This is a genomic window from Pseudarthrobacter polychromogenes, assembly GCF_014644495.1.
Classification (GTDB): Bacteria; Actinomycetota; Actinomycetes; order Actinomycetales; family Micrococcaceae; genus Arthrobacter; species Arthrobacter polychromogenes.
On the sequence record NZ_BMKU01000012.1, the window covers coordinates 91,977 to 116,985 of the forward strand.

A 25,009-nucleotide genomic window follows, 5' to 3' on the forward strand; every position below is an offset into this window, starting at 1 on the left:
ATCCACCAACCCCATGGCCCGCCGCCAAAGTTCAGCCCCTCCCGAAGACACCACCCCCTACACGGAGAACATCGTGGACATCGATGTCACCTCCGAAATGGAAGGTTCCTTCCTGGAGTACGCGTATTCGGTGATCTACTCCCGGGCGCTTCCGGACGCCCGCGACGGGCTCAAGCCGGTGCAGCGGCGCATCCTCTACATGATGAGCGACATGGGCCTGCGCCCGGACCGCGGCCATGTGAAAAGCGCCCGCGTGGTGGGCGAGGTCATGGGCAAGCTGCACCCGCACGGCGACACCGCCATCTACGACGCCATGGTGCGCATGGCCCAGGACTTCTCGCTGCGGCTGCCCCTGATTGACGGGCACGGCAACTTCGGATCGCTCGACGACGGCCCTGCGGCTCCGCGGTACACGGAAGCGCGGCTCGCGGCGGCTGCCCTGACGCTCACCAACCACCTCGACGAAGACGTGGTGGACTTCGTTCCAAACTATGACAACCAGCTGACCCAGCCGGACGTCCTTCCGGCCGCGTTCCCCAACCTGCTGGTCAACGGCGCCACCGGCATTGCCGTGGGCATGGCCACCAACATGGCCCCGCACAACCTGGTGGAAGTCATTTCCGCCGCGCGGCACCTGATTGCCCACCCGGACGCCACACTGGATGACATCATGCGGTTCGTGCCCGGCCCGGACCTGCCCAGCGGCGGGCGGATCGTGGGGCTGGACGGCATCCGCGACGCCTACGCCACGGGACGGGGGTCCTTCAAGACGCGGGCCAAGGTGGAGGTGGAACAGCTGTCCGCGCGGCGGACCGGCCTGGTGGTCACCGAGCTCCCCTACATGGTGGGCCCGGAAAAGGTCATCGAGAAGATCAAGGACGCCGTCAACGCCAAGAAGCTGACCGGCATCAGCGACATCGTGGACCTGACGGACCGCAAGCACGGCCTGCGCCTGGTCATCGAACTCAAGAACGGCTTCAACCCCAACGCGGTGCTCCAGCAGCTGTACCGCTACTCGCCGATGGAGGACTCTTTCGGCATCAACAACGTCACCCTGGTGGACGGACAGCCACAGACCCTGGGCCTGGTGCAGCTGCTGTCTGTCTACGTCAACCACAGGATCGACGTTGTCCGCCGCCGGACCGTGTTCCGGCTGGGCAAGAAGAAGGACCGCCTCCACCTGGTGGAGGGCCTCCTCATCGCCATTGTGGACATTGACGAGGTCATCCAGATCATCCGCTCCTCCGATGAGGCAGCCGCCGCCCGGGCCCGGCTGATGTCCATCTACGACCTCACGGAGATCCAGGCGAACTACATCCTGGAGCTCCGGCTGCGCCAGCTGACCAAGTACTCCCGGATCGAGCTGGAGAAGGAGCAGGACGAGCTGCGCCGCGAGATCGCGGAGCTCGAGGCGATCCTGGGCTCCGAGGAGCGGCTCCGGACCCTGGTGTCCGACGAGCTGGGAGAGATTGCCGAGGAGCACGGCACTCCGCGGCGCACCGTCCTCCTCGAATCCGAAGCCGTGGCGCCCACCGTGGCCGCCGACCTTGCCCTGGCCGCCGGGAAAAAGGGCAAGGCGGCGCCGCTCGCCCTGGAAATCGCCGACGACCCCTGCTGGGCCATCCTGACCGCCTCCGGACAGGTGGCCCGCACCAGCAACCAGGAGCCGCTGGCGGAGGCGGGCCCCCGGGCAAAACACGATGTGTTCACGTCCGTGGTCAAGACCTCCGCACGGGGCGAGATCGCGGCGGTCACCTCCCTGGGGCGGATGCTGCGCCTCCAGGTGATGGACATGCCGGTGCTGCCGCCCATGTCCGGCCTGCCCAACCTCGCCGGCGGGGTTCCGGCCAGGGATTTCCTCACCCTGCTCAAGGGGGAAACCCTGGTGGCGTTCGTGCCGCTGGACGAAGTGCTGGCCATCGGCACATCCCAGGGCGTGGTGAAGCGGGTGCAGCCGGACTACCCGCTGAACCGGGAAGACTGGGACGTCATAGCCCTCAAGGACAAGGACTTCGTGGTCAATGTGGCACCGGCGGGAGCAGATGATGCTGAGCTGGTGTTCCTGACCAGCCAGGCCCAGCTGCTGAAGTTCGGAGCCGCAAGCGTGCGCCCCCAGGGGCGGACGGCCGGCGGCATGGCGGGAATCAAGCTGGCCGCCGGTGACCGGGTGCTGTACTTCGGCGCGGTCCAGCCCACGGACGAGGCCGCAGTGGTGGTGACCATCGCCGGGACAACGGGAGCCCTTCCCGGGACCGCCCCCGGCACGGCCAAGGTCACGGCGTTCTCCGAGTACCCCGTGAAGGGCCGTGCAACCGCCGGCGTGCGGGCACACCGCTTCCTGAAGGGAGAGGACACGCTGCTGCTGGCCTGGGCGGGGCACGGACCGGCCAAGGCCGCCTCAGCCGCGGGGGTTGCCAGGTCCCTGCCGCAGGAGCACGGCCGGCGGGATGGCTCCGGCGTCCCGTTGTCGCAGCCGGTGGACGTGGTGGGTCCCGCCATGGCGTGGCCTGATCCCGGCCAGACTGCCTGATCCGGCCTAGACTGCATGCATGCCTATCGTTCCTGATGAGAAGGACTGGACCTGGGTCCTGACGCGTCCCTGCCCGGAATGCTCGTTCGACGCCGCAACGGTGACCCCGTCCACCGTCCCGGGGAGCATCGACAACATGCTGCCCCGCTGGCGTGCCGTCCTGCGCAGGCCGGACGTGGCCGAGCGCCCCAATGAGCGCACCTGGTCCGCGCTGGAGTATTCCTGCCACGTCCGGGACGTCTTCAGCCTTTTCGACCAGCGGCTGAACCTCATGCTCGAATCGGATGACGCACGGTTCGAGAACTGGGACCAGGACCAGACGGCCATCGACAAGGATTACGCCAACGCGGATCCGGCAGTGGTCAGCGCAGAGCTGACGGCTGAGGGAAAGCAGGCGGCGGAGTCCTTTGCCCGGGTCCGCGAATCAGAATGGGCACGGACAGGGCTGCGCAGCAACGGCTCGGAGTTCACCGTCCTGACGCTGGCCCAGTACTTCCTGCACGACGTCGTCCACCACCTTCACGACGTGGACGGCTGACCCTCCGCCACCGCGGCATACGCCGGTGCGCCGTTGTGTCCGCTGCCTCCGGCGTTCCCGGATCCGGCCAGCACCAGCCTCGCATCCTCAGGATGGATATCAGCCGGGTTGTGGGTCACCAGCACCACGGTCCGGTTGCCGAGTCCCGCGCGCAGGTCGGCCAGCATGGCCTCTGCCGATTCAGCATCCAGGTGCGCTGTTGGCTCATCCAGCAGGATCACCTCCGCTCCCGTCATCAGCGTGCGCGCCACGGCCAGGCGCTGGCGCTCTCCCCCGCTCAGGAAGGCCCCGCCCGGACCGATCCTGGTGTCCAGGCCGGCCGGCAGGCGCTCCACCAGGCCCGCCAGCCCCACGGACTCCAGCACCTCCATCAGCTCGCCGACTCCGGCCGGGCCGTTCGCGGGGGGCCTGCCCAGCAGCAGGTTGCCGCGGATGGTCGAGTCAAAAAGGTGGGCTTCCTGCGGACACCAGGCGGCCCGGCCGGTCACCCGGGCTGCCCCGGCTACTGCAGGGAGGAATCCCAGCAGGACCGAGAGCAGGGTGGACTTTCCGGAACCGGACGGTCCGGTGACGGCCAGCCACCGGCCTGGCTCCGCAACGGCGTTGATCCCGGAAAACACCGGAGCACCGCCCGGCCACGCCGCCGCGAGGTCAACGAGTTCGACGCCGGGAGCACCGTCGCGGCGGGCCGGCACCGTGTGCAGGCCGTCGGCTGGGGAACCGTCGGGGCCTGCAGTGGCGGCATCCAGGGCGCCCGAGGCGGACACGCGCCGCATGACTGTCCGTAGCGCTGGGAACTGGCGCACCGCCGTCGTCATGGCTGCGTAGGGCTCCACCAGTGCGAGGAGCATCAGCACCACCACCGCCGCCGTCGCCGGGGCAAGCCGGCCGCCGAGCACGGCGGGAGCGGCCAGCCAGGCAGCTGCGAAGGCAGCCGCGCAGCAGGAGGCTGTGGTGACAGCGTGTCCCAGGCCGTCTGCCCACGCTGACCGCTGGGAAGCGCGGGTGGCGCTGCGGTCCTGGGCGCGCAGTCCGGCCAGCACCGGGGCGGCGACGCCGTTGGCGTGGAGTTCGGCGCGTGCATCGAGGGCTGCGGAAATCCGGCGCAGGACCCCGGACCTCAGGACCTGCTCGACACTGGCTGACTTCCGGTCGGCCCACAGCGCCACGGCCGGGGCCAGGAGCAGGCTGGCTGCGGCGGCGGCCAGGACGGCCGGGACGGCGTCCGGCACCAGCAGCCAGGTGGTGGCCAGGGCCAGGGCGGAGACAGCGAGCGCCGTCACCGGCGGCAGCGCAACCCTTGGCAGGAGGTCGCGGACGGTATCGACGTCGTCGATGACCGTCCCCAGGACGTTGCCGCCCTGCAGCAGCCGGCGGAGGGCGAGGGCCCTGCGGCTCAGGGACTCCCAGAGCCGCCCGCGGAGGCGGGTGAGGGCGGCAAACACCGCATCGTGGAGCAGGAGCCGCTCGCAGTAGCGGAGCACGGCCCGCCCGATCCCGAAGAACCGCACGCCAACAATAGCTGTCAGCAGGTACAGGATGGGCGGCTGCTCGCTGGCCCGGATGATCAGCCAGCCGGACAGGCCGGACAGGGCGACGGCGAAGACGGCCGCCAGGGTGCCCACGACGGCAGCCGCTGCAAACTTGCCGCGGACCGGCGCCAGGAGCGCCGCGAGGAGCCGGGCCGTATGGCGGGTGCCTGCGGCCCCGCTGGCGGGCGCACCGGCACCGGCACCGGCACCGGCAGCAGCGGGGGCCGGCCAGGCGTCTGCTGCGACGTCCACGCCACCCCCTGGTTTCGGCCCGGCCTTCTGCAACGCGGCCTGCCCCGGCGCTGCGGCTGTGGCCAGCACCCCGGCCCGCACGCCTGGTTCCCCTGCCCGGGCAGGCTCTGCCTGGACTGGCTCTGCGTGGACTGGCTCTGCGTGCGCAGCCACCGGCACCAGATGGTCGGCAAGGTTGCGGGTGCGTCCGTTGTGCGCCACGAGGATCACGGTGACGCGTCCGCGCAGGTGGCGGATCGCGTCTTCCACCACCATGGCCGAGACGTCGTCCAGGTGCGCGGTGGGCTCATCGAGCAGCAGCACTGTGGCTCCTGCCTCGATCCGGGCCAGTCCCCTGGCCAGTGCCACCCTCCGCAGCTCCCCGGGGCTCAGCTCGGCGGGGTGCTGGTGTGCCAGATGGCCGGCAGCGGCGCGGGCCAGGCATGAGCGTGCGGCGGCTTCCACGCCGGCGTGGCCGCGGGCGCCCTCGATATCCCCGGAGAGGTACAGCAGCACCTCGTCCAGGACAGTTTCGGCGAGCATGACCGGATGCTGCGGCACCCAGGCCAGCGCACTGCGGTCGATGCCCTGGAGGGTGCCGGTGACCGTGGTGCCGGCTCCGTCCCCGATGGTTCCCGCCAGCACACCGAGGACTGTGCTCTTTCCTGCGCCGCTGGCTCCGTCCAGGGCGGTGATCCTGCCTTGCGGCGCGGTGAAGGTGAGCGGGCCGACGGCGGGGCCCGACCTTCCGCTGTAGTCCACGGTCAGGTCCGTGACGGAGACGGGGCCACCGGGCCGTCCCGCCCTGGTTGCCGGAAGCGGCCGGGGTTCGGGGGCCTCCGTGACCGCGGTGGTTTCCGCGAGGGCCACCCGCCCGTCGTCGCTGGCATGGTGGGCGGTGCCCAGTTCACGCAGCGGGAGATAGCAGTCCGGGGCCAGGATCAGTGCCAGCAGGCCGGCCTCGAGCGGCATGTCCCCGTGCACCAGCCGGACGCCGATGAACACCGCCACGACCGCCACGGAGATGGTGGCGATCAGTTCCAGTGCCAGCGCCGAGAGGAATGCGGTGCGCAGGGTGCCCATTGTGCGGGTGCGGTATTCCTCGGAGATCTCTTCGAGGGCCTTGCGATGCGCCGTGGCGCGTCCGAGCCCCACCAGGACCGGCAGGCCTTTTGCCAGCTCCAGCATGTGGGCGGACAGCCTGCCAAGGGCCGCCTGCGCTTCACGGACGTTGTCTTCGGTGTACCGGCCGATGAGTACCATGAACAGCGGCACCAGCGGTACCGTCAGGACAATTACCACCGCGCTGACCCAGTCCGCAAAGAGGATCCGTGCTCCCAGCAGCAGCGGGATCACCGCGCAGTTGACCAGTGCCGGGAGGAACTGGGTGTAGTAGTTGTCCAGCGCATCCAGTCCACGGGTTGCCAGGACGGCGAGCCCGCCGTCGGCAGGGCCGGTTCCCCTGGCGCCGTTGCGCAGCGACCGTTCGAGCAGCCCGGCACGCAGCTCCTCCTTGATGCCAAGGGCCGCCCGCCGGGCAGCGACGGCCTGTGCCCAGACGGTCAGTGACCGCAGCACGACGCCGGCCAGTCCCAGGGCAACCTGGCCTGCCCAGTCCGGGTCCCCCGCCACCAGTCCGGCCAGTACCGAGGCAACGGCCTGGCCCATCAGGACAAGTGACAGGGCCTTCAGGGCTGCCAGCAGTCCCAGCAGGTAGACGGCGGACCGGGTGGCCGGACCGGGAGGGAAACTTGGCCGCATGTCAGCCCTTCGTTGTGAAAGCCCTGGCGGCGATGGCCGGCAGGAAGCTGTGGGCCTCCGGGATGTGCGCTGCACTGACCCGGCGGCGGAACACCCAGTAAGTCCAGGCCTGGTAGGCGATGACAAGGGGAAGGCCGAAGGCCGCCACGATGCTCATGAGCCCCAGGGTGTAGTCGGAGGAGGAGGCATTGGAGATGGTGAGGTCAAAGGCCTCGTTGAGGGTGGACGGCAGAACCACCGGGAACACCGCCGCAAAGATCGATGCCGATCCCAGTGCCAGGAAAGCGCCAAGCCCGGAGAAGGCCTTGCCTTCGGCTCCCTTACGGGCCCACACCCAGGCTGCGGCCGCGGCGGCAACAGCCAGCAGGACAAGGGCCCAGGTCCAGGGCTTCCCGTCCAGGAACTGGATGCTGAGTGCCCATGCCGCGATGGGCAGGAGCAGGACGGGGAGCAGGCGCACGAACCATGTCCGTGCCCGGTGCCGCACGTCGCCGTCGGTCTTCAGGGCCAGGAAAGCCAGGGCGTGGATCAGCGAGAAGCCCACGACGGCGAGGCCGCCCAGAACGGCGTATCCGCTGAACCATGCCAGCGGGCCTCCTTCGCGGTCGCCGTTGGCGTTCAGCGGCAGGCCGGTGGTGGTGAGCGCCAGCGCGGCACCCACGCCGAAGGCCGCGAAGAAGGATCCCAGCGCGATGGCCCAGTCCCAGCGGGCACGCCACTGGTCGGTGTCCACCTTGCCCCGGTACTCGAAGGCCACCGCCCGGAAAATCAGGGCAACAAGCACCACCAGGAGCGGGAGGTAAAGGGCGGAGAACAGGGAGGCGTACCAGAGCGGGAAGGCGGCGAACGTGGCGCCGCCGGCCGTCAGGAGCCATACCTCGTTGCCGTCCCAGACGGGTCCGATGGTGTTGAGCAGGACGCGGCGCTCGGTGTTGTTGCGGGCGAAAAGCTTCATGAGCATCCCGACGCCGAGGTCGAAACCCTCCAGGAAGAGGTACCCGGTCCACAGCACCGCGATGGCGATGAACCAGACTGTTGGCAGCAGTTCCATGTGTGTATTTCCTCTGCTCTTCGTGCGCGGCTTAGTAGGCGAACGCCAGGACGTCGTCGCCGGGTTTGCCGCCGCCCGGTCCACCGGTTCCGGGGGTGGCGTCCTCATTTTCGTCGGCCGGTGCATGGACCAGCTCAGGCATGGCGGAGACCACTCCGCCGCGGATGTATTTCACCAGCAGCTTGACTTCTACCACCAGCAGGACTGCGTAGACCGCCGTCAGGGTGACCAGCGAGGCCAGCAGCTCCCCGGCAGAGACACCGGGTGATACCGCCGCCGCCGTGAACATAAAGACCTGGTCGATGCCGCTGGGATCCGGATTGGGGGCAACGACGAACGGCTGGCGGCCCATCTCGGTGAAGATCCAGCCGGCCGCGTTGGCGCCGAAGGGTGCCAGGATGCCGAAGACGGCGAGCCGCATGAGCCACCGGGATTCGGGGACGGTCCCCTTCCGGGTGATCCACAGCGCCACGAGGGCTGCCAGGGCGGCGAGCCCGCCGAAGCCGATCATCATGCGGAAGCCCCAGTAGGTGACCTCCATGACGGGAAGGTAGTCGATTTCCTGGCCGGCGCGTTCGCCGTAGATGGGGTTGTCCGGCAGGTGGGTCCCGTAGGCCTCCTTGTACTGCGGCAGGAGGCTGTTGACGCCCTGGACTTCGGTGGTGAAGTCGCCCTTAGCCAGGTAGGAGAGGATGCCGGGGACTTCAATGAGGGCAACGATGTCGTCGCAGTTCTGCGAACCAAGGTTGCCAATGCTCAGGACGGAGAACCCGGTGCCGTCATGGCAGGCGGCTTCCGCTGCGGCCATCTTCATGGGCTGCTGTTCGAACATCAGCTTGCCCTGGAGGTCCCCGGTGAGGGCGGTGCCGGCGAAGGAGATCATGGCCACCACTGCGCCGATGCGCAGGGAACGGAGCCAGACTTTGTGGTCGTCGCGGTCCCGGCCGGGGATGTCCGCAGATTCGCCCGGGATGACCTTGCCGTCGGCACCGACTGTGTCGACGCCGTCGCGCCGCCGGCGCCACAGGTGGTACCAGGCGATGCCCAGCAGGAAGCCGCCGGCAACGGCGAGGGCTCCGAAGAGGGTGTGCGGAACGGCAACGAGCGCGGTGTTGTTGGTGAAGACGGCCCAGGCGTCGGTCATGACGGGCCGGCCGTCGATCATCTCCACGCCCACGGGGTGCTGCATCCAGCTGTTGGCCACGATGATGAAGTACGCGGAGAAAATCGACCCGATCACTGCGATCCACAGGCACGCCAGGTGGATGCCGGGCTTGAGCTGCTTCCACCCGAAGATCCACAGTCCCAGGAAGGTGGATTCGACGAAGAACGCCAGCAGCGCTTCCAAGGCCAGGGGCGCTCCGAAGACGTCGCCCACGAACCGGCTGTATTCACTCCAGGCCATCCCGAACTGGAACTCCTGGACGATGCCGGTGGCCACACCCATGATGAAGTTAATGAGGAACAGCTTTCCCCAAAACTTGGTCATCCGGAGGTATTCGGGGTTGCCCGTGCGGTGCCAGGCCGTCTGCATGACTGCGACAACCAGGCCAAGGCCGATGGTCAGCGGGACCATCATGAAGTGGTAAACGGTGGTGATCCCGAATTGCCAGCGTGCGATTTCCAGCGCGTCCATAGCGTCCAAGGCGGTCCCTCGTGTCAGCGAATGCAGATCTTCTACGTTTTGTAGAACTCAACTTCTACCGAGTGTAGAACAACCGCGGCGGTGGTGTAAAAACCAGCTTCCACTCCCCCGGCGCGGCAGGCAAGGGCCGCGTCAGGCCACGTGTTCTACCCAACGTAGAAAGTCTCGGGAAAACCGGGTAAATTGGAGGTGTAGTTCAAACACAGCATGCAGCCACCTCCGCCCGGCGGCGGTGGCGCGGGGAAACAAAGGAAAAGTGCAATGGCTAGTCTTGGTGAACTGGAACGGGCAGTGATGGATCTGCTCTGGGCGGGCCAGGAAGCAGCCACAGCCAACACGCTGCGGGACAGGCTCGCGCAGACCTCGGCCGGGCAAGGCGGTGCAGCCGGCCACGAGGGCAAGGAGCTTGCCGTGACCACTGTGCTCACCGTGCTGTCCCGGCTGGAGAAGAAGGGCCTGGTGGAGCGCGAACGCGGCACCCGTCCGCACCGGTACCAGGCAGTGTCCAGCCGCGAGGACCACACCGCCGAGCTGATGCACGAGGTGCTGGGGTCGGCTCCGGACCGCGAAGCAGTGCTGGCCCGCTTTATCGGGTCCGTATCCGAGGGTGAAGCCGAGACTCTGCGCAAACTGCTTGGCCACCTCTAGCGGACCATGTTCTGGGCCTCGTACCTGCTGGCGGTCCTTGCGATAGTCCTGGCGTGGCCGGTGCCTGTCCTACTCTCACGCGCGCAGTGGCCCGCCCGCTCACCCTTTACCGCCATGATCCTGTGGCAGGCGATAGCGCTGGCCGGCGGGCTGTCCATGATCGGCGCAATGCTCGTGTATGGCCTGGAACCGATCGGGGACAACCTGATCGCAGGCCTGCGGGCGCTGGCCGGCATGGTGCTGTACAACGCCCCCACCACTGCCCTGGGTTTCTGGCATATTTTCGCCCTGTCCGCGGCGGCGCTGCTCACCGCCCACCTGGTGTTCACGCTCCTGCTGACCTACTACAAGATTGAGCGCCAGCGGCGCCGGCACCGCGAACTGCTGTCCCTGCTGGCCTCGCCGTCCGCTGAGGGGACGGGAACCCTGGTCATCAGCCACAACTCCCCCGTGGCGTACTGCCTTCCCGGCGGCGCCCGGTCCGTGACTGTTCTTTCGGATGGCCTGATGGCGGCCCTTGAGCCCGCAGAACTCCGTGCGGTCCTGATTCATGAGAACGCCCACCTCAGCCAGCGCCACCACCTGCTGCTGTGGGCATTCGCTGCCTGGCGGCAGGCACTACCCTGGCTGCCAACCACCCGCCTCGCCCAAGAGTCAGTGAACTCCCTGATCGAGATGCTGGCGGACGACGTCGCGCTCAAGACCGAAAGCAAGGCCACGCTGATCAAGGCCATCGCCATTGTGGCCAGCGGGTCGGCCGGGAACAGCGGCGGCGCGGACCTCCGACAGGAGGTGTCCAGCCTGGCGCTCTCCGGACTTGACGCCGCCGCCGGCACGTCCGGCGCGGACTCCGCCCGGACCACCGCCTCACGGGTCAGCCGGCTGCTCTCGCCCCGGCCTGAGCTGCCGGCGCCCATCCGCAGCATGGTCGTGGCAGGATCCGTACTGCTCCTTGCTCTGCCCACCCTGCTGCTCGTGGTGCCCGGCCTGCTGGGGTGAGTCCCGCCGTCGTCCTCCCTCTCCGGCCTGGCACCGGCTGCCCTGCTGCCGTCAGGCGTCGATGCGCTCCCGGTCCAGGCTGGAGGCGCCTGCAATGATGAAGTCCTTGCGCGGTGACACGTCCGAGCCCATCAGCAGGTCGAAGATCTCCTCTGCCTGCTGCGCGTTTTCGATCCCCACCTTGCGCAGGGTACGGTGCCGCGGGTCCATGGTGGTCTCGGCCAGCTGCTCGGCGTCCATTTCGCCCAGGCCCTTGTAGCGCTGGATGGGCTCTTTGTACCGCTTGCCCTCCTTCGCCAGGCGGGCCAGCAGGACGTGGAGCTCCGCCTCGGAGTAGGTGTAGATCATCTCGTTGGCTTTTTGGCCCGCGTTGATGACCTCCACCCGGTGCAGCGGCGGAACCGCCGCGAACACCCGGCCCTCCAGGATCATGGGCCGCATGTAGCGGAAGAAAAGGGTCAGCAGCAGGGTCCGGATGTGGGCGCCGTCCACGTCGGCGTCAGTCATCAGGATGACCTTGCCGTAGCGGGCGGCAGAGAGGTCGAAGCTGCGTCCGGACCCGGCCCCCACCACCTGGATCAGGGCGGCGCACTCGGCATTGGAGAGCATGTCCCCCACCGAGGCTTTCTGGACATTGAGGATTTTGCCGCGGATGGGCAGCAGCGCCTGGAAGTCGGAGGACCTGGCCAGCTTGGCGGTTCCGAGCGCCGAGTCGCCTTCCACAATGAACAGTTCGGAACGTGCGACGTCGTCCGTGCGGCAGTCGGCCAGCTTGGTGGGCATGGAGGAGGTTTCCAGCGCGTTCTTGCGCCGTTGGGTCTCCTTGTGCACGCGGGCCGAGATGCGTGACTTCATCTCGCTGACGATTTTTTCGAGCAGCAGGGCGGACTGGGCCTTGTCATTGCGGTTCGCGGAGCTGAGCTTGGCGCTGATCTCGCGTTCCACCACCTTGGCAACGATGGCACGCACGGCTGATGTGCCCAGGATTTCCTTGGTCTGGCCTTCAAACTGCGGCTCCGCAAGCCGCACCGTCAGGACCGCCGTCAGTCCTGCGAAGATGTCGTCCTTTTCGATCTTGTCGTTGCCGGCCTTGAGCTTGCGGGCATTGGTTTCCACGGCTTTGCGGAAGGTCTTGACCAGGGCCTGCTCAAATCCTGACTGGTGGGTTCCGCCCTTGGGCGTGGAGATGATGTTGACGAAACTGCGGACCGTGCTGTCATAACCGATCCCCCAGCGCAGCGCGACGTCCACCTCACAATCCCGCTCCACCTCGGCAAGCTGGCTGTGCCCGCGCTCGTCCAGGACGGGCACCGTCTCCTTGAACTTTCCGGATCCGTGCAGCCGCCACACATCGGTGACTGCCGGATCGGCGGCGAGGAATTCGACGAATTCCGAGATGCCGCCGTCATGGTGGAACACCTCTTCGTGGACGCCCGCCTCGCCGGGGGTTCCCGGGACCCTCCGCTCATCCCGCACTGTCAGCTTGAGGCCGGGAACCAGGAAGGAGGTCTGCCGGGCGCGGGCGGCCAGTTCCTCATAGGAGAACTTGGCGTCGGGGGTGAAGATCTGCCGGTCGGCCCAGTAGCGGATCCGGGTTCCCGTGACGCCGCGCTTGGCCTTGCCGGCGATATCCAGGACCGAGTCGTCAACGAACGGTGTGAAGGGCGCGGCGGGGTCCGTTTTGGAACCGGTGTCCTTGAAGCGCCCGGGCTCGCCGCGGCGGAACGACATCTTGTAGGTCTTCCCGCCCCGGTCCACTTCGACGTCCAGGCGGGAGGACAGGGCATTGACCACGGACGCACCCACACCGTGCAGGCCGCCCGAGGCGGTGTAGGAGCCACCGCCGAACTTGCCGCCGGCGTGCAGTTTGGTGAAGACAACCTCCACGCCCGTCAGGCCCGTTTTGGGTTCCTTGTCGATGGGAATGCCGCGGCCGTCGTCGTGGATCTCCACGGAGTTGTCCGCGTGCAGGATGATTTTGATGTCGTGGCCGAATCCGGCCAGCGCCTCGTCGACGGAGTTGTCGATGATTTCCCAGAGGCAGTGCATGAGGCCGCGGGAGTCGGTGGAACCGATGTACATGCCCGGGCGCTTGCGGACGGCCTCAAGGCCCTCCAGTACAGACAGGTGCCGGGCAGTGTAATCAGAACTGGGTGCCACTGGTGATGAGCTCCTTCAGGGACGTAAAACAGCGGGCTGGGATCGCTTCCTCTAGGGTAGTCGGCGCGGCGCCTGCGGTCCGGCTGCCACACCTGGCGGAGGGTGTGGACCGCGCCACGTCAGGGCGTGCGCAGGCTGCTTGGACGTTCTTGAGCCAACATTGCGGATACGCGCACAGCGAACTTGCCCCATCCTTGCGATGGTTTTGTTACGAATGCTGGTTATATAGACGTACTGATCTACTAAGGAGGCCGACATGACAACAGCAGTGGCAGACCGCACACTCAATGCACTGGACCGGTGCGACCGTTGCGGAGCTCAGGCCTATGTCCGGGTTGTATTGGAGTCCTCCGGCGGTGAGCTGCTCTTCTGCGGCCACCACGCCCGCGCAGTCGAGGCGACTCTGAAGCCCTTGAGCTCCGACTGGCACGATGAGACGGGCAAGCTTCACGAGAAGGCAGCCGTAGAAATCGACTAGCTTCCCCAAGCTGTCGGGACTCCACCGGAAGGTGGGGTCCCAATTCTTTTAAGCCCCGCCCTTCGTTTAGGCCGCGCCCGCGCCCTCGCCGGGCCCCGTCCCGGCCGGCCAGGCCCTGCGCCCGCGCATCCTGCCCCGAACGGAAAAGCGGCCCGCCCGGCTGCCACGCCCTCGAGGGGCCACGGCAGCCGGCGGGCCGCTTTTCCAGCTCATCCTGCTTTTAGTCGAGGTAGTCCCGGAGTACCTGCGACCGCGAGGGGTGGCGGAGCTTGGACATCGTCTTCGATTCGATCTGGCGGATGCGCTCACGCGTTACTCCGTAGACCTTGCCGATTTCGTCTAAAGTCTTCGGCTGTCCGTCGGTTAGGCCGAAGCGCATGGCCACAACCCCGGCTTCGCGCTCGGACAGGGTGTCCAGGACGGAGTGGAGCTGTTCCTGGAGGAGCGTGAAGCTCACGGCGTCCGCGGGAACAACGGCCTCGGAGTCCTCGATCAGGTCACCGAATTCGGAGTCGCCGTCTTCGCCCAGGGGCGTGTGCAGCGAGATCGGCTCACGGCCGTACTTCTGGACTTCGACAACCTTTTCGGGGGTCATGTCGAGTTCGAGTGCGAGCTCCTCGGGCGTGGGTTCGCGGCCGAGGTCCTGGAGCATCTGGCGCTGGACACGTGCCAGCTTGTTGATGACTTCAACCATGTGGACCGGAATACGGATGGTACGGGCCTGGTCCGCCATGGCGCGGGTGATGGCCTGCCGGATCCACCAGGTGGCGTAGGTGGAGAACTTGAAGCCCTTGGTGTAGTCGAACTTCTCCACTGCACGGATGAGGCCCAGGTTGCCTTCCTGGATCAGGTCCAGGAAGAGCATGCCGCGTCCGGTATAGCGCTTGGCCAGCGAGACCACCAGGCGGAGGTTGGCTTCGAGGAGGTGGTTCTTGGCGCGCTTGCCGTCATGGATGATGAATTCAAGCTCGCGCTTGTACTTCGGATCCATGGACCCGTCGTCCGCGTTGATCTTCTCTTCGGCGAACAGCCCGGCTTCGATCCGGAGGGCAAGGTCCACTTCCTGCTCGGCATTGAGCAGTGCCACCTTGCCGATTTGCTTCAGGTAGTCCTTGACGGGGTCGGCCGTGGCTCCGGCGGACATGACCTGCTGGACAGGCGCGTCGTCGTCGTCAGCGTCCGAGTAGACGAAGCCCTTGCCGGAGCCGGCAACTGCCTTGGCGGGATCAGCCTCGGCGTCCTCCTCAACGACTTCAGGTCCTTCGAGGACGATGTCGTCGAGGTCTTCCTCGACTTCTTCGGCGTCGTCGGTGTCACCGGCAGCGGACTTTGCGGCTGCCGCCTTCGCACCGGGCTTGGGGCCGCGCTTCTTGGGCTCGGGCTTGCCGTCCGCTGCAGCCGCACCGGCCGACGCCTTGTTGGCTGCCCGCGTAGCTGCACGCTTGGCGTTGGTCGCAGCCTGCTTCTCCTCGGCGGACAGTTCGTCCGGGGCGGCGGGGTCCTTCTTCGTGGAAGACGGGGTCACAGAAAACCTTTCTAGCGGTGGTCTGTGGAATCACCATACGGGCAACACCACTATGACCCTGTCAAGTCCGTGGTGAAAACCAAGCGCCACCACGGCCTGCAGAGTCTGTTAAGACAACTGCCGGAGCCGCTGTTATGTTCCCCGCGGGGTCCACGACTGTGCGCTCAATACACGGACCCAACCGGGTCTCGGCCTCCATTGTCTCATGTTTTCCCCGAATCGGGCCTCCCCGTCATTCGCCCACACCGGGTGTCCCCGCCGTCCAGCCCCGCCTGCCGCCGCTCCCCCGCCCCCGGGAGCGGTCACGCCGCGTCCGGGCCGAACTTCTGCCAGGCAGCCTCCTTCCGTGCCGCCCAGCCGCAGAGTGTTCCGCGCCGGACCAGTTCCAGCAGCAGTTCCGCGAGGCGGTACCCGGGTTCTGCGTCAAGGGCCTGCCGGAGATAGGCCGCCGAGTAGGAGCCGCGGCCGCGGCACCAGGCAATCCAGCCCCTCCCCGTGAACGATGCAGCCGCCGCCCGGCCGCCAGCTGCGGCAAGCCGCCCAAGGACCAGGTCCAGGGCGTTGAGCCGTTCCCAGTCCGGGACGGCAGGTGCCACGCCCATCAGGACGTCCCCGTAGCCTGGGATGTCTGCACCCGGCGGTCCTTCCTGGGGCGGTCCTCCCTCCGCCGCACGGCCCTGCAGCCCATCCGCGGATGCCCAGGCCCCCTGAAATTCCTCCTGGGGCGCCACAGGGTCCAGCATGCATTCATCCCGGAAGAGCCCCAACTGCCCGGCACCGTCTTCGGCAGCTTGTGTGCCCGCTGCCGCCATCATCAGGACAGCATCCCGGTACGCGGGGACCAGCAGCGACGCCCGCAGGAATCCGTCGCGATCCGCCCCGGGCAGCCAGGCTTCCCCCTGGGGGCGGTTCAGCAGATCCCGCCAGATCCTGAGGACCGCGTCGAACTGCGGCCTGCTTGGCCGGCGAAGGTCCAGTTGTGCGGACCACGCGGTTTCAGCCTCCCTGACGGCAGCCAGGTAGAGGCTTGAAACCGGAAGCGCGCGTGCCTGCTCCTCCGGCTGCGGGCCAACGCTGCTTCCGCGGTACACCATCTCGGCGTTCAGGGTGCTGTCACGGATCTGCTGCACTGGCCGGCCGGGGAGCGGGCAGCATGAAACATCCCTGCACCAGGCCTGCCGCCAGAAATCATCGCCGACGTACCAGGCTTCGCGGACTGGCATCCCGGCCCTTTCCAGCGTGGAGTCCAGTCCGGCCAGCAGACCGTCGTACCGGGACGGCGACGACGCGCTGCCGTTGCTGGTGAAGAACGCCAGCAATGTGCCGTCAGCTTCCTTGTCCGCTTCCAGGTAGCGGAGGACAGCCTGCAGGAATTTTGCCGGTGCGGCCAGGACCTCGGGTCCCGGCAGGTCCAGCCGGAGGGTAGCGCCAAGCCTCGTACCCTGCAGGGTCATCGCCACGAGGCTCTGCGCCGGCCAGTATCCGAGTGAGTGCGGAATGAAGCCCAGGATGTCTTCCGGGCTGCGGACTGTCAGGTGGTCTGGAGAAGTCATGGCTCCAGCTTCCGCCGCCCGCCGGCGCCGGTTAAGGACGGAAAGCGGCTATGTGCGGAAACCAGGCCTGTGGAGGACCAGTGCTAGTGGATGACCAGTGTCACTCGTCCGGGAGGGAGGAGCCGCGGCGCCGTGCAAGGTTTTCGCGCCGCTGGCGGGCCAGGGCGCTGCGCAGCGGTGGCACAACCACACCCTGGGCGGCCATCTGCCGCCGCACTTTGCGCCGGCACACGAGCATGGCTGCTGCCCCGAACCCCAGCAGCAGGAACTGGACGCTCAGGGCGATCCGGAAAGGATCCAGGCCGTAGAGGACGCCCTGGGAAAAGCCGCTGGCAAAAAGGATGTCCAGCACGAGCCCGATCAGGAAGATCGCCACGAGGGCGGCGATGAACCCGCCCACATTGACGATGCCCGTGGCCGTCCCGATCCGGTGTGCAGGGTTGAAGGTGCGGGCAAAGTCGAAGCCGATCATGGACCCCGGCCCGCCGACTGCGAGCACCACCACAAGACCGGCCAGCAGCCACAGCGGAGCACGGCCGGGGGTCAGCAGGACGGCGGCCCACGCGGCCGCAGTTGCGCCGGCGATAAGCAGGACCATGGTGGAACGCCGCAGCGGGTGGCGGGAGACGAAGCGTCCGATGAAGGGTCCCACCGCCATCGCGGCGGCGACGTAGAGGGCCATCAGGGCCGCCACCGTTCCGGCGTCCAGGCCCTGCCCGGAGAGCAGGAACGGGTAGCCCCAGGTCATGGCGAACACGGTGCCGCTGAACTGGATGGTGAAGTGGCTCCAGAGCCCCAGGCGCGTCCCAGGCTGGCGCCAGGCCCGGGCCAGCGAGGCCCCGGTAGCCCGCAGCCCCTGCTGGGCCTGCGGGCGGGCGGTTCCCGGCGGGACGTCCTGCAGCAGCACCAGGGTCAGGACAACGGCGAGGGCTGACATCCCGGCCAGCATGAGGAACGCCGGGGTCCAGCCCGCGAGATGCAGGACGAAGGCGAAGGGGATGACGCTGAACAGCTGGCCGAGCTGGCCGGACATGCCCGTCAGCTGCGTTACCAGCGGGACCCGGGCAGGAGCGAACCAGAGCGGAATCAGGCGGATCACGGAGATGAATGTCATGGCGTCCCCGGCGCCCACCAAAACCCGGCCTGCAACTCCCCCGGGAATGCTGTCTGCGAAGGCGAGCTGGAGCTGGCCCAGGCCCATAAGGACTGCGCCGCCGGCGATCATGGCACGGGAGCCGAACCTGTCCACCAGCAGCCCCACGGGAATCTGCAGCCCTGCATAGACAAGGAGCTGCAGGACGGTGAAGAAGGAGATCGCTGACGCGCTGGCCTGGAACCTCTCGGTGGCCTCCAGTCCCACAACGCCAAAGGACGTGCGCTGCGCCACGGCCACCAGGTACCCGAAAATTCCGATGGTCCAGATAAGCCAGGCGCGGGGTGCAGTCACCACTTCATTATGCCCGGGCGCCCGCCGCAGGCTTTTATCGGTCCAGCCCTTTACTGGCCCGGGTTCTCCCGGGCCAGGTACGCCTCCACCGCAGCCCCGAGGTCGTCGGCGTTGGGCAGCTCATCGTTCTCGTCCGCCAGGAGCGACCGGCGGACCGTGCCCTCGGCCTTTTCGTCGTAGCGGGCCTCCAGCCGCGACACCACCTGCTGGACGTCCTCGGAAGCGTCGATCTGCTCCGCGATCTGGCGGCTCACCTCGCGGCCTGCTTCGCGGAGCCTGTCCGAGGGGAGCATCAGGGATGTGGCTGCGCCCAGGTATTCAAGGCCCGCGACGGCGGCGGTGGGGTATTCCGCCTCGGCCAGGTAGTGCGGCACATGGATCACGTAACCGGCCACGTTCCGTCCTGCCTCCACCAGGCGGAGTTCCAGGATGTGGCCCACGGCGGCGGGGACCTCGACTGTCGGCTTCCAGACGGAGATGCCCTCGATCAGGTCAGGGCGGTTGCCGTGCACTGTCACTCCCACCGGCCTGGTGTGGGGAACGGGCATGGGGATGGAATGGATCCAGGTCACCAGGTTCACGTCGAGTTTCTCCACGATACCCACCACGGCCCGTGCGAACCTCTCCCACTGCAGGTCCGGTTCGAAGCCTGCCAGCAGCAGGAAAGGCTTACCCAGCCCGTCCATCAGCCGGTACAGTGCCAGCCGGGGTTCCTGGTAATCCTGGAGGTGGTCCTCCACGAACGTCAGGTGCGGCCGGCGCGAGCGGTAGTCAATGAGTTGGTCCGCATCAAAAACGGCCACCGGCTCGGCGTCGAGGGAGTCCAGCAGTTCGGCATTGATCTGCTTCACCACGTGCCCTGCGTCAGCGAAGCCTGTAAAGCCCATCACCAGGTTCAGTCCCCGGAGTTCAGGGCTGTGGAACAGCTCAATGTTGCTCGCATAGAGCGCATCGGGGTCCAGCAGTGAGCCGGAGATCCGTTCAAGCACGGCATGTTCCTTTCATGGGTGTGGGTGGACATTCTGTACAACGCCCGGGGACAGCCGGGCATTCCGGCGCCGGCTGTGGCGCACCTCTCACGAAATTCACCAGCTCAGACAGGGACGGGCTACGATCGGAACTGGCCTGCCAGGCGGGCCCGCAGACACCCGGACTGCGTTCCGAACGGCCGTACCCGGGCAACCATGGCAGAGCGCCGAACATGCACCCCTGCCCGAACATCTTTCGAGAATCGAGGACTGATCCGCGTGGTCAAGAATACTGAAATCAACCTTAGTACCCTCTCGCGGGACCTGAAGAAAAGCCCCAGTGACGCCGTCGTCATAGGCGTGGGGCAGGGTGCGGACGGACCGGTCCTCCTGGACAATCCGCTGACCGCCCGGTCCGCCGAGGCGCTGGCTGATTCCCTCAAGGCCCTCGGCATTACGGGCGCGGCGGACCAGCTGGTGCGCCTCCCGGGCCTTCCCGAGACCGGCGCGGGCGTTTTGGTCCTCGCCGGGGTGGGCAAGGTATCAGCCTCGAAGCCACTGGCAGGGGAAGCCCTGCGGCGGGCAGCAGGCTCCGCCGTCCGCCAGCTCGCCGGCCTGGCCACGGTCGCCCTGGCATTCCCGACGGCGTCCCTCGCCGACGTCGAGGCCGTGGCTGAAGGTGCCGCGCTGGGCGCCTACTCCTTCAACGAGTTCCGGTCCTCCACGGACGGCCTGAAGGACCCCGTCCGCAACGCCGTGATTTTCACCGAACTGGCCGGCCAGAAGGAACTGGACGAGGTCCTCAAGCGGGCCACTCTGATCGGCAGGGCCGTCAACGCCACCCGGTCCCTGGTCAACCAGCCGCCAAGCCACCTCTATCCGGAAACCTTCGCCGACGCCGCGAAGGACCTCGCCAAGGGGCTGCCCGTCAAAGTGACCGTCTGGGACGAGAAGCGACTCGAGAAGGAAGGCTTCGGCGGCATCATGGGCGTGGGCAAGGGGTCGGCACGCCAGCCCCGCCTGGTGAAGGTGGAGTACTCCCCTGCCAAGGCAACCTCAAAGATCGCGCTGGTGGGCAAGGGCATCACGTTCGACACTGGCGGCATTTCCATCAAGCCGGCCCTGGGCATGGGCGACATGAAGAGCGACATGGCAGGGGCCGCCGTCGTCCTTAACACTGTCCTGGCCCTCGCGGGACTTGGCCTGCCGGTCAAGGCCACCGCCTGGCTCTGCATCGCCGAGAACATGCCCTCCGGTGCCGCCTCCCGCCCGGCGGACGTCCTCACGATGTTCGGCGGTAAGACCGTTGAGGTCCTGAACACCGATGCCGAGGGCCGTCTGGTGATGGCCGACGGCATCGTCGCCGCCAGCCGCGAGTACCCCGATGCCATCATCGACGTTGCCACCCTCACCGGTGCGCAGCTGATCGCACTGGGCAACCGGACCGCCGGCGTCATGGGAGCAGACAGCGTGACGGGGCCCCTCAAGGCAGCAGCAGACCGGGCCGGCGAGCTCGTCTGGCCCATGCCGCTCCCCGAGGAACTGCGCCCCAGCCTCGATTCGCAGGTCGCCGACCTCGCCAACATCGGCGAACGCCACGGCGGCATGATGACCGCCGCCGTTTTCCTCCGCGAGTTCGTGGGTAAGGGCAAGGACGGGGAACAAATCCCCTGGGCCCACATCGACATCGCCGGGCCCTCCTTTAATAACGGGAGCCCCTATGGCTATACGCACAAGCAGGGAACGGGCTGCACGGTCCGGACCCTGGTGGCGTACGTGGAGGACATCCTGGCTGCAGACTGACCCCTTTGGCCGGGCCTCCGGCGTGCTGTCACGCGGCTTTGCGGGACCGGTGATCCCTGTGCCACAAAGCCGCGTGACACTCGACACAAGCGCTCCACAAACGTGGTGCCAGGGTGGAGCATGGATAAGTGGTTCGCTAAGGTGAACCACGGTAGTCACAAATGCAAGAGAATCGGCCTGCTGGCATAATCACGGCAGTGCAAGTTCCAAGACCAGATGATGCGCAGGATCGCGTCATCGTTCACGCGAGGGAGCGTTTTAGTGGCCGATCAGGCAACTGCGCAAGAATTCGACATCCTGGTACTCGGTGGCGGCAGCGGCGGATACGCCGCCGCGCTCCGGGCAGTACAGCTTGGCCTCACCGTCGGCCTCGTGGAGAAGGCAAAGCTGGGCGGCACCTGCCTCCACAACGGCTGCATCCCCACTAAGGCCCTCCTGCACTCGGCGGAGCTGGCCGACCACGCCCGCGACTCCGCCAAGTACGGCGTGAACGTCACCCTTGACAGCATCGACATCAACGCTGTCAACGCGTACAAGGACGGCATCATCGCCGGCAAGTACAAGGGCCTGCAGGGACTCATCAAATCCAAGGGCATCACCGTCATCGAAGGCGAAGGCAAGCTCCAGGGCACCGACAGCGTCGTGGTGAACGGCACCGCGTACAAGGGCAAGAACATCGTCCTGGCCACGGGTTCCTACTCGCGCACCCTGCCCGGCCTGGAGCTCGGCGGCAAGGTCATCACCTCCGACCAGGCCCTGACCATGGACTTCATCCCCAAGAGCGCCATCATCCTCGGCGGCGGCGTCATCGGCGTCGAGTTCGCCTCGGTGTGGAAGTCCTTCGGCGTGGACGTCACCATCGTGGAGGGCCTGCCCTCGCTGGTTCCCAACGAGGACGCCACCATCGTCAAGAACTTCGAGCGTGCCTTCAAGAAGCGCGGCATCAAGTTCTCCACCGGCGTGTTCTTCCAGGGCGTCGAGCAGAACGACGACGGCGTCAAGGTCACCCTGGTGGACGGCAAGACGTTCGAAGCCGACCTGCTGCTGGTTGCCGTGGGCCGCGGCCCCGTCACCGCCAACCTCGGCTACGAGGAAGCGGGCATCACCATTGACCGCGGCTTCGTGATCACCAACGAGCGCCTCCACACGGGCGTCGGCAACATCTACGCGGTGGGAGACATCGTCCCCGGCGTGCAGCTGGCGCACCGCGGCTACCAGCAGGGCATCTTCGTGGCCGAGGAAATCGCCGGCCTGAAGCCCGTGGTGGTCGAGGACATCAACATCCCCAAGGTCACCTACTCCGAGCCGGAGATCGCCACCGTGGGCTACACCGAAAAGGCCGCCAAGGAGAAGTTCGGCGAGGACCAGGTGCAGACCCAGGAATACAACCTCGCGGGCAACGGCAAGAGCTCCATCCTGGGCACGTCCGGCCTGGTCAAGCTGGTCCGGCAGAAGGACGGCCCCGTGGTGGGCGTCCACATGATTGGTGCCCGCATGGGCGAGCAGGTGGGCGAGGCCCAGCTGATCGTCAACTGGGAAGCGTACCCGGAGGATGTTGCCCAGCTGCTCCATGCCCATCCCACCCAGAACGAGTCCCTGGGCGAAGCCCACATGGCACTCGCCGGCAAGCCGCTTCACGGCTAGTCTCCCCAACACCCAAGGGCCTGGTGCACCCGGCACGGAATGCCGGGTGCACTAGGCTGGCCAAACGGCAGCAATCATCCGCACTAAAGATCAATAAGGAGAACGGGGACGACATGTCTGAATCCGTTAACTTGCCCGCCCTCGGTGAGAGCGTCACCGAAGGAACCGTCACCCGCTGGCTTAAGCAGGTAGGTGACCGGGTAGAGGTGGACGAGCCGCTGCTCGAAGTCTCCACCGACAAAGTAGACACTGAAATCCCCTCTCCTGTAGCTGGCGTGATTGAGGAAATCCTGGTGGCCGAGGACGAGACCGCCGAGGTCGGCGCTCCCCTGGTCCGCATCGGGGACGGCTCCGGCGGCGGCGCACCCGCCGAAGAAGCGCCCGCCGAGGAGGCCCCCGCTGCCGAGGAAGCGCCGGCTCCCGCCGAAGCACCCTCCACCGAGGCGCCCGCTCCCGCAGAAGCACCTGCGCAGGAAAAGTCCGCACCCGAGGCACCGGCCGCCAGCGGCGAAAGCCACGACGTCACCCTGCCGGCCCTCGGTGAGAGTGTCACCGAAGGTACCGTCACCCGCTGGCTCAAGGCTGTTGGCGACGCCGTGGAGGTGGACGAGCCCCTGCTGGAGGTTTCCACCGACAAGGTCGACACCGAAATTCCCTCCCCCGTGGCCGGTACCCTCCAGGAAATCCGCGTCAACGAGGATGAGACCGCAGAGGTCGGATCCGTCCTTGCCGTTATCGGTTCAGGCGCTGCTGCCGCCCCGGCCGAAGCCCCCTCCACCGAGGCACCGGCCAAGGAAGAGCCCAAGGCCGAAGCACCGAAGGCTGAAGCACCCGCACCGCAGGCCGCTCCCGCCCAGGAAGCACCCAAGCAGGAAGCCCCCAAGGCTGCACCCGCTCCCCAGGCTGCTGCACCGGCGTCCGAAGAAGCTGCCCCGTCAGCAGGCGGATCCGACTCGGGCTATGTCACCCCCCTGGTCCGGAAGCTCGCCAACCAGCACGGCGTGGACATCACCTCCCTCTCCGGCACCGGCGTCGGCGGCCGTATCCGCAAGCAGGACGTCATCGCCGCAGCCGAGGCAAAGGCAGCTCCCGCCGCCGCGCCCGCAGCTCCGGCAGCGTCCGCCCCGGCAGCCTCCGCATCCGCGGGCCAGGCCGCTTCCTCGCTGCGCGGCACCACCCAGAAGGCCCCGCGCATCCGCCAGGTCATCGCCCGCCGCATGCGCGAGTCCCTCGAGGTCTCCACGCAGCTGACCCAGGTCCACGAAGTGGACATGACCAAGGTCGCCAAGCTCCGTGCCCGCGCCAAGAACTCCTTCCAGGCACAGAACGGCGTCAAGCTGACCTTCCTGCCGTTCATCGCCAAGGCTGTCGCCGAGGCCCTCAAGCAGCACCCCAAGCTGAACGCTGCCTACGATGAGGACAAGCAGGAGATCACCTACCACAACGCCGAGCACCTGGCGATCGCCGTCGACACTGACAAGGGCCTGCTGGTCCCGGTCATTTCCGACGCCGGGAGCCTGAACCTTGCGGGACTGGCAGGCAAGATCGCCGACGTTGCCGGCCGTACCCGCGACGGTAAGATCGGCCCGGACGAGCTGTCCGGCGGCACGTTCAGCATCACCAACATCGGCTCGGTCGGGGCCCTGTTCGACACCCCGATCATCAACCAGCCGCAGGTGGGCATCCTCGGCACCGGCGCCATCGTCAAGCGCGCCGTGGTGGTGGCGGATGAGAACGGTGACGATTCGATCGCCATCCGCTCCATGATGTACCTCTCCCTGACGTACGACCACCGCCTGGTGGACGGCGCGGACGCCGGCCGTTTCCTCCAGACCCTGAAGGCACGCCTCGAAGAAGGCGCCTTCGAAGCGGACCTGGGGCTGTAACACCCGAACGCACACGACGGCGGTGCAGGCAACAGCGGGATAACTCCCGGACGGCCTGCACCGCCGTCGTCGTTTAACTACTACAGGCCGTAGAATCTCTGGCTACACTGGTCCCATGAACATCGTCTATAACATCGTGGTCTTCCTGCATATCGTCGGCGCCGCCATGATCGTCGGCATCTGGATCGGCCAGATGAAGAAGCCCACCGTCCACCCCCGCCAGTTCGACGGCGCCATGCTCCAGCTGCTGACCGGCGTCGCCCTGATGGGGCTTATCCCGGCCCTGGACATGGACGCCAACTACTTCAAGCTCGGCATCAAGTTCGCAGTGGCCCTCGCCGTTGGCGTGCTCGCCTTCATCGGCCGCCGCAAGTACAAGAAGGGCGAGGACATCAGCGCAGGCCTGGCGCACGGCGTAGGCGGACTCGCGCTGCTGAACATCGCCATCGCGACGCTCTGGCAGTAAGGCCCCAGGCTAAAACCACGACGGCGACGCTCCCTTCCGAGGGGGCGTCGCCGTCGTCGTCTCATGCCCCTGTCATAATCCTCTGACAGCGGACAGCCGGTGCATGCCGCGGGTGTTGTCCCTAGGATGGGACACGGCGGGGTC

Annotated in this window: 17 protein-coding genes; 9 read left to right on the top strand and 8 right to left on the bottom strand. The window is 67.2% G+C overall.

Features of this window, described 5'->3' with window-relative positions:
* The first annotated feature begins 13 nt into the window (after window positions 1–13).
* Window positions 14–2,530: a DNA gyrase/topoisomerase IV subunit A gene (locus IEX43_RS16830; protein WP_188812818.1), complete on the top strand. Its 2,517-nt coding sequence runs from the start codon at window positions 14–16 to the stop codon at window positions 2,528–2,530.
* 19 nt (window positions 2,531–2,549) lie between these two features.
* The gene (locus IEX43_RS16835; protein ID WP_188812820.1) at window positions 2,550–3,068 is read left to right on the top strand and encodes a DinB family protein; all 519 of its coding nucleotides are present in this window, start codon (window positions 2,550–2,552) and stop codon (window positions 3,066–3,068) included.
* Here the strand turns inward: IEX43_RS16835 and cydD are convergent.
* Genes cydD through IEX43_RS16850 form a run of 3 tightly spaced genes read right to left on the bottom strand, consistent with a single transcriptional unit; the run spans window position 3,050 to window position 9,279 of the window.
* Complete coding sequence (gene cydD, locus IEX43_RS16840) at window positions 3,050–6,592, bottom strand: thiol reductant ABC exporter subunit CydD (protein WP_188812822.1); 3,543 nt, start codon at window positions 6,590–6,592, stop codon at window positions 3,050–3,052. The genes IEX43_RS16835 and cydD overlap by 19 nt on opposite strands.
* A gap of 1 nt (window position 6,593) precedes the next feature.
* On the bottom strand, window positions 6,594–7,643 hold the full coding sequence (cydB, locus tag IEX43_RS16845; protein ID WP_188812824.1) for a cytochrome d ubiquinol oxidase subunit II: 1,050 nt from the start codon (window positions 7,641–7,643) through the stop codon (window positions 6,594–6,596).
* 31 nt (window positions 7,644–7,674) lie between these two features.
* Entirely contained in the window at window positions 7,675–9,279 is a 1,605-nt protein-coding gene (locus IEX43_RS16850) for a cytochrome ubiquinol oxidase subunit I (protein ID WP_188812863.1), read from the bottom strand.
* A gap of 270 nt (window positions 9,280–9,549) precedes the next feature.
* Here IEX43_RS16850 and IEX43_RS16855 point away from each other — a divergent pair, with 270 nt between their 5' ends.
* Window positions 9,550–9,936 carry a BlaI/MecI/CopY family transcriptional regulator gene (locus IEX43_RS16855; RefSeq protein WP_013600699.1) on the top strand — a complete coding sequence of 129 codons (387 nt, stop codon included), beginning with the start codon at window positions 9,550–9,552 and terminating at the stop codon, window positions 9,934–9,936.
* A gap of 6 nt (window positions 9,937–9,942) precedes the next feature.
* Window positions 9,943–10,935 (top strand): M56 family metallopeptidase, encoded by a 993-nt coding sequence (locus tag IEX43_RS16860; protein WP_188812826.1) that lies wholly within the window; start codon window positions 9,943–9,945, stop codon window positions 10,933–10,935.
* A 51-nt stretch (window positions 10,936–10,986) separates the two neighbouring features.
* Here the strand turns inward: IEX43_RS16860 and IEX43_RS16865 are convergent, their stop codons facing one another.
* A complete protein-coding gene (locus IEX43_RS16865; RefSeq protein ID WP_188812828.1) occupies window positions 10,987–13,095 on the bottom strand; it encodes a DNA gyrase/topoisomerase IV subunit B in 2,109 nt (702 codons plus the stop codon).
* A 256-nt stretch (window positions 13,096–13,351) separates the two neighbouring features.
* On the opposite strand from IEX43_RS16865, the gene IEX43_RS16870 reads away from it, so the two are divergent.
* Complete coding sequence (locus IEX43_RS16870) at window positions 13,352–13,573, top strand: DUF7455 domain-containing protein (protein WP_013600696.1); 222 nt, start codon at window positions 13,352–13,354, stop codon at window positions 13,571–13,573.
* A gap of 220 nt (window positions 13,574–13,793) precedes the next feature.
* Here IEX43_RS16870 and IEX43_RS16875 read toward each other — a convergent pair whose 3' ends face one another.
* The 4 genes from IEX43_RS16875 to IEX43_RS16890 form a co-directional block, all read right to left on the bottom strand.
* Window positions 13,794–15,098: an RNA polymerase sigma factor gene (locus IEX43_RS16875; protein WP_188812830.1), complete on the bottom strand. Its 1,305-nt coding sequence runs from the start codon at window positions 15,096–15,098 to the stop codon at window positions 13,794–13,796.
* Window positions 15,099–15,400: 302 nt separating this feature from the next.
* Window positions 15,401–16,651 carry a DUF4192 domain-containing protein gene (locus IEX43_RS16880; RefSeq protein WP_188812832.1) on the bottom strand — a complete coding sequence of 417 codons (1,251 nt, stop codon included), beginning with the start codon at window positions 16,649–16,651 and terminating at the stop codon, window positions 15,401–15,403.
* 100 nt (window positions 16,652–16,751) lie between these two features.
* On the bottom strand, window positions 16,752–18,098 hold the full coding sequence (locus IEX43_RS16885) for an MFS transporter (protein WP_188812834.1): 1,347 nt from the start codon (window positions 18,096–18,098) through the stop codon (window positions 16,752–16,754).
* Window positions 18,099–18,148: 50 nt separating this feature from the next.
* Entirely contained in the window at window positions 18,149–19,087 is a 939-nt protein-coding gene (locus IEX43_RS16890) for a proteasome assembly chaperone family protein (RefSeq protein WP_188812836.1), read from the bottom strand.
* A 258-nt stretch (window positions 19,088–19,345) separates the two neighbouring features.
* On the opposite strand from IEX43_RS16890, the gene IEX43_RS16895 reads away from it, so the two are divergent.
* The 4 genes from IEX43_RS16895 to IEX43_RS16910 all read left to right on the top strand — a co-directional run bounded on the left by IEX43_RS16895 (window position 19,346) and on the right by IEX43_RS16910 (window position 24,865).
* The gene (locus IEX43_RS16895) at window positions 19,346–20,869 is read left to right on the top strand and encodes a leucyl aminopeptidase (protein ID WP_188812838.1); all 1,524 of its coding nucleotides are present in this window, start codon (window positions 19,346–19,348) and stop codon (window positions 20,867–20,869) included.
* Window positions 20,870–21,130: 261 nt separating this feature from the next.
* A complete protein-coding gene (gene lpdA, locus IEX43_RS16900; protein WP_188812840.1) occupies window positions 21,131–22,513 on the top strand; it encodes a dihydrolipoyl dehydrogenase in 1,383 nt (460 codons plus the stop codon).
* 113 nt (window positions 22,514–22,626) lie between these two features.
* Entirely contained in the window at window positions 22,627–24,399 is a 1,773-nt protein-coding gene (gene sucB / locus IEX43_RS16905) for a 2-oxoglutarate dehydrogenase, E2 component, dihydrolipoamide succinyltransferase (protein WP_188812842.1), read from the top strand.
* Between the two features lie 115 nt (window positions 24,400–24,514).
* Entirely contained in the window at window positions 24,515–24,865 is a 351-nt protein-coding gene (locus tag IEX43_RS16910; protein WP_066275205.1) for a hypothetical protein, read from the top strand.
* Window positions 24,866–25,009 lie beyond the last annotated feature (144 nt).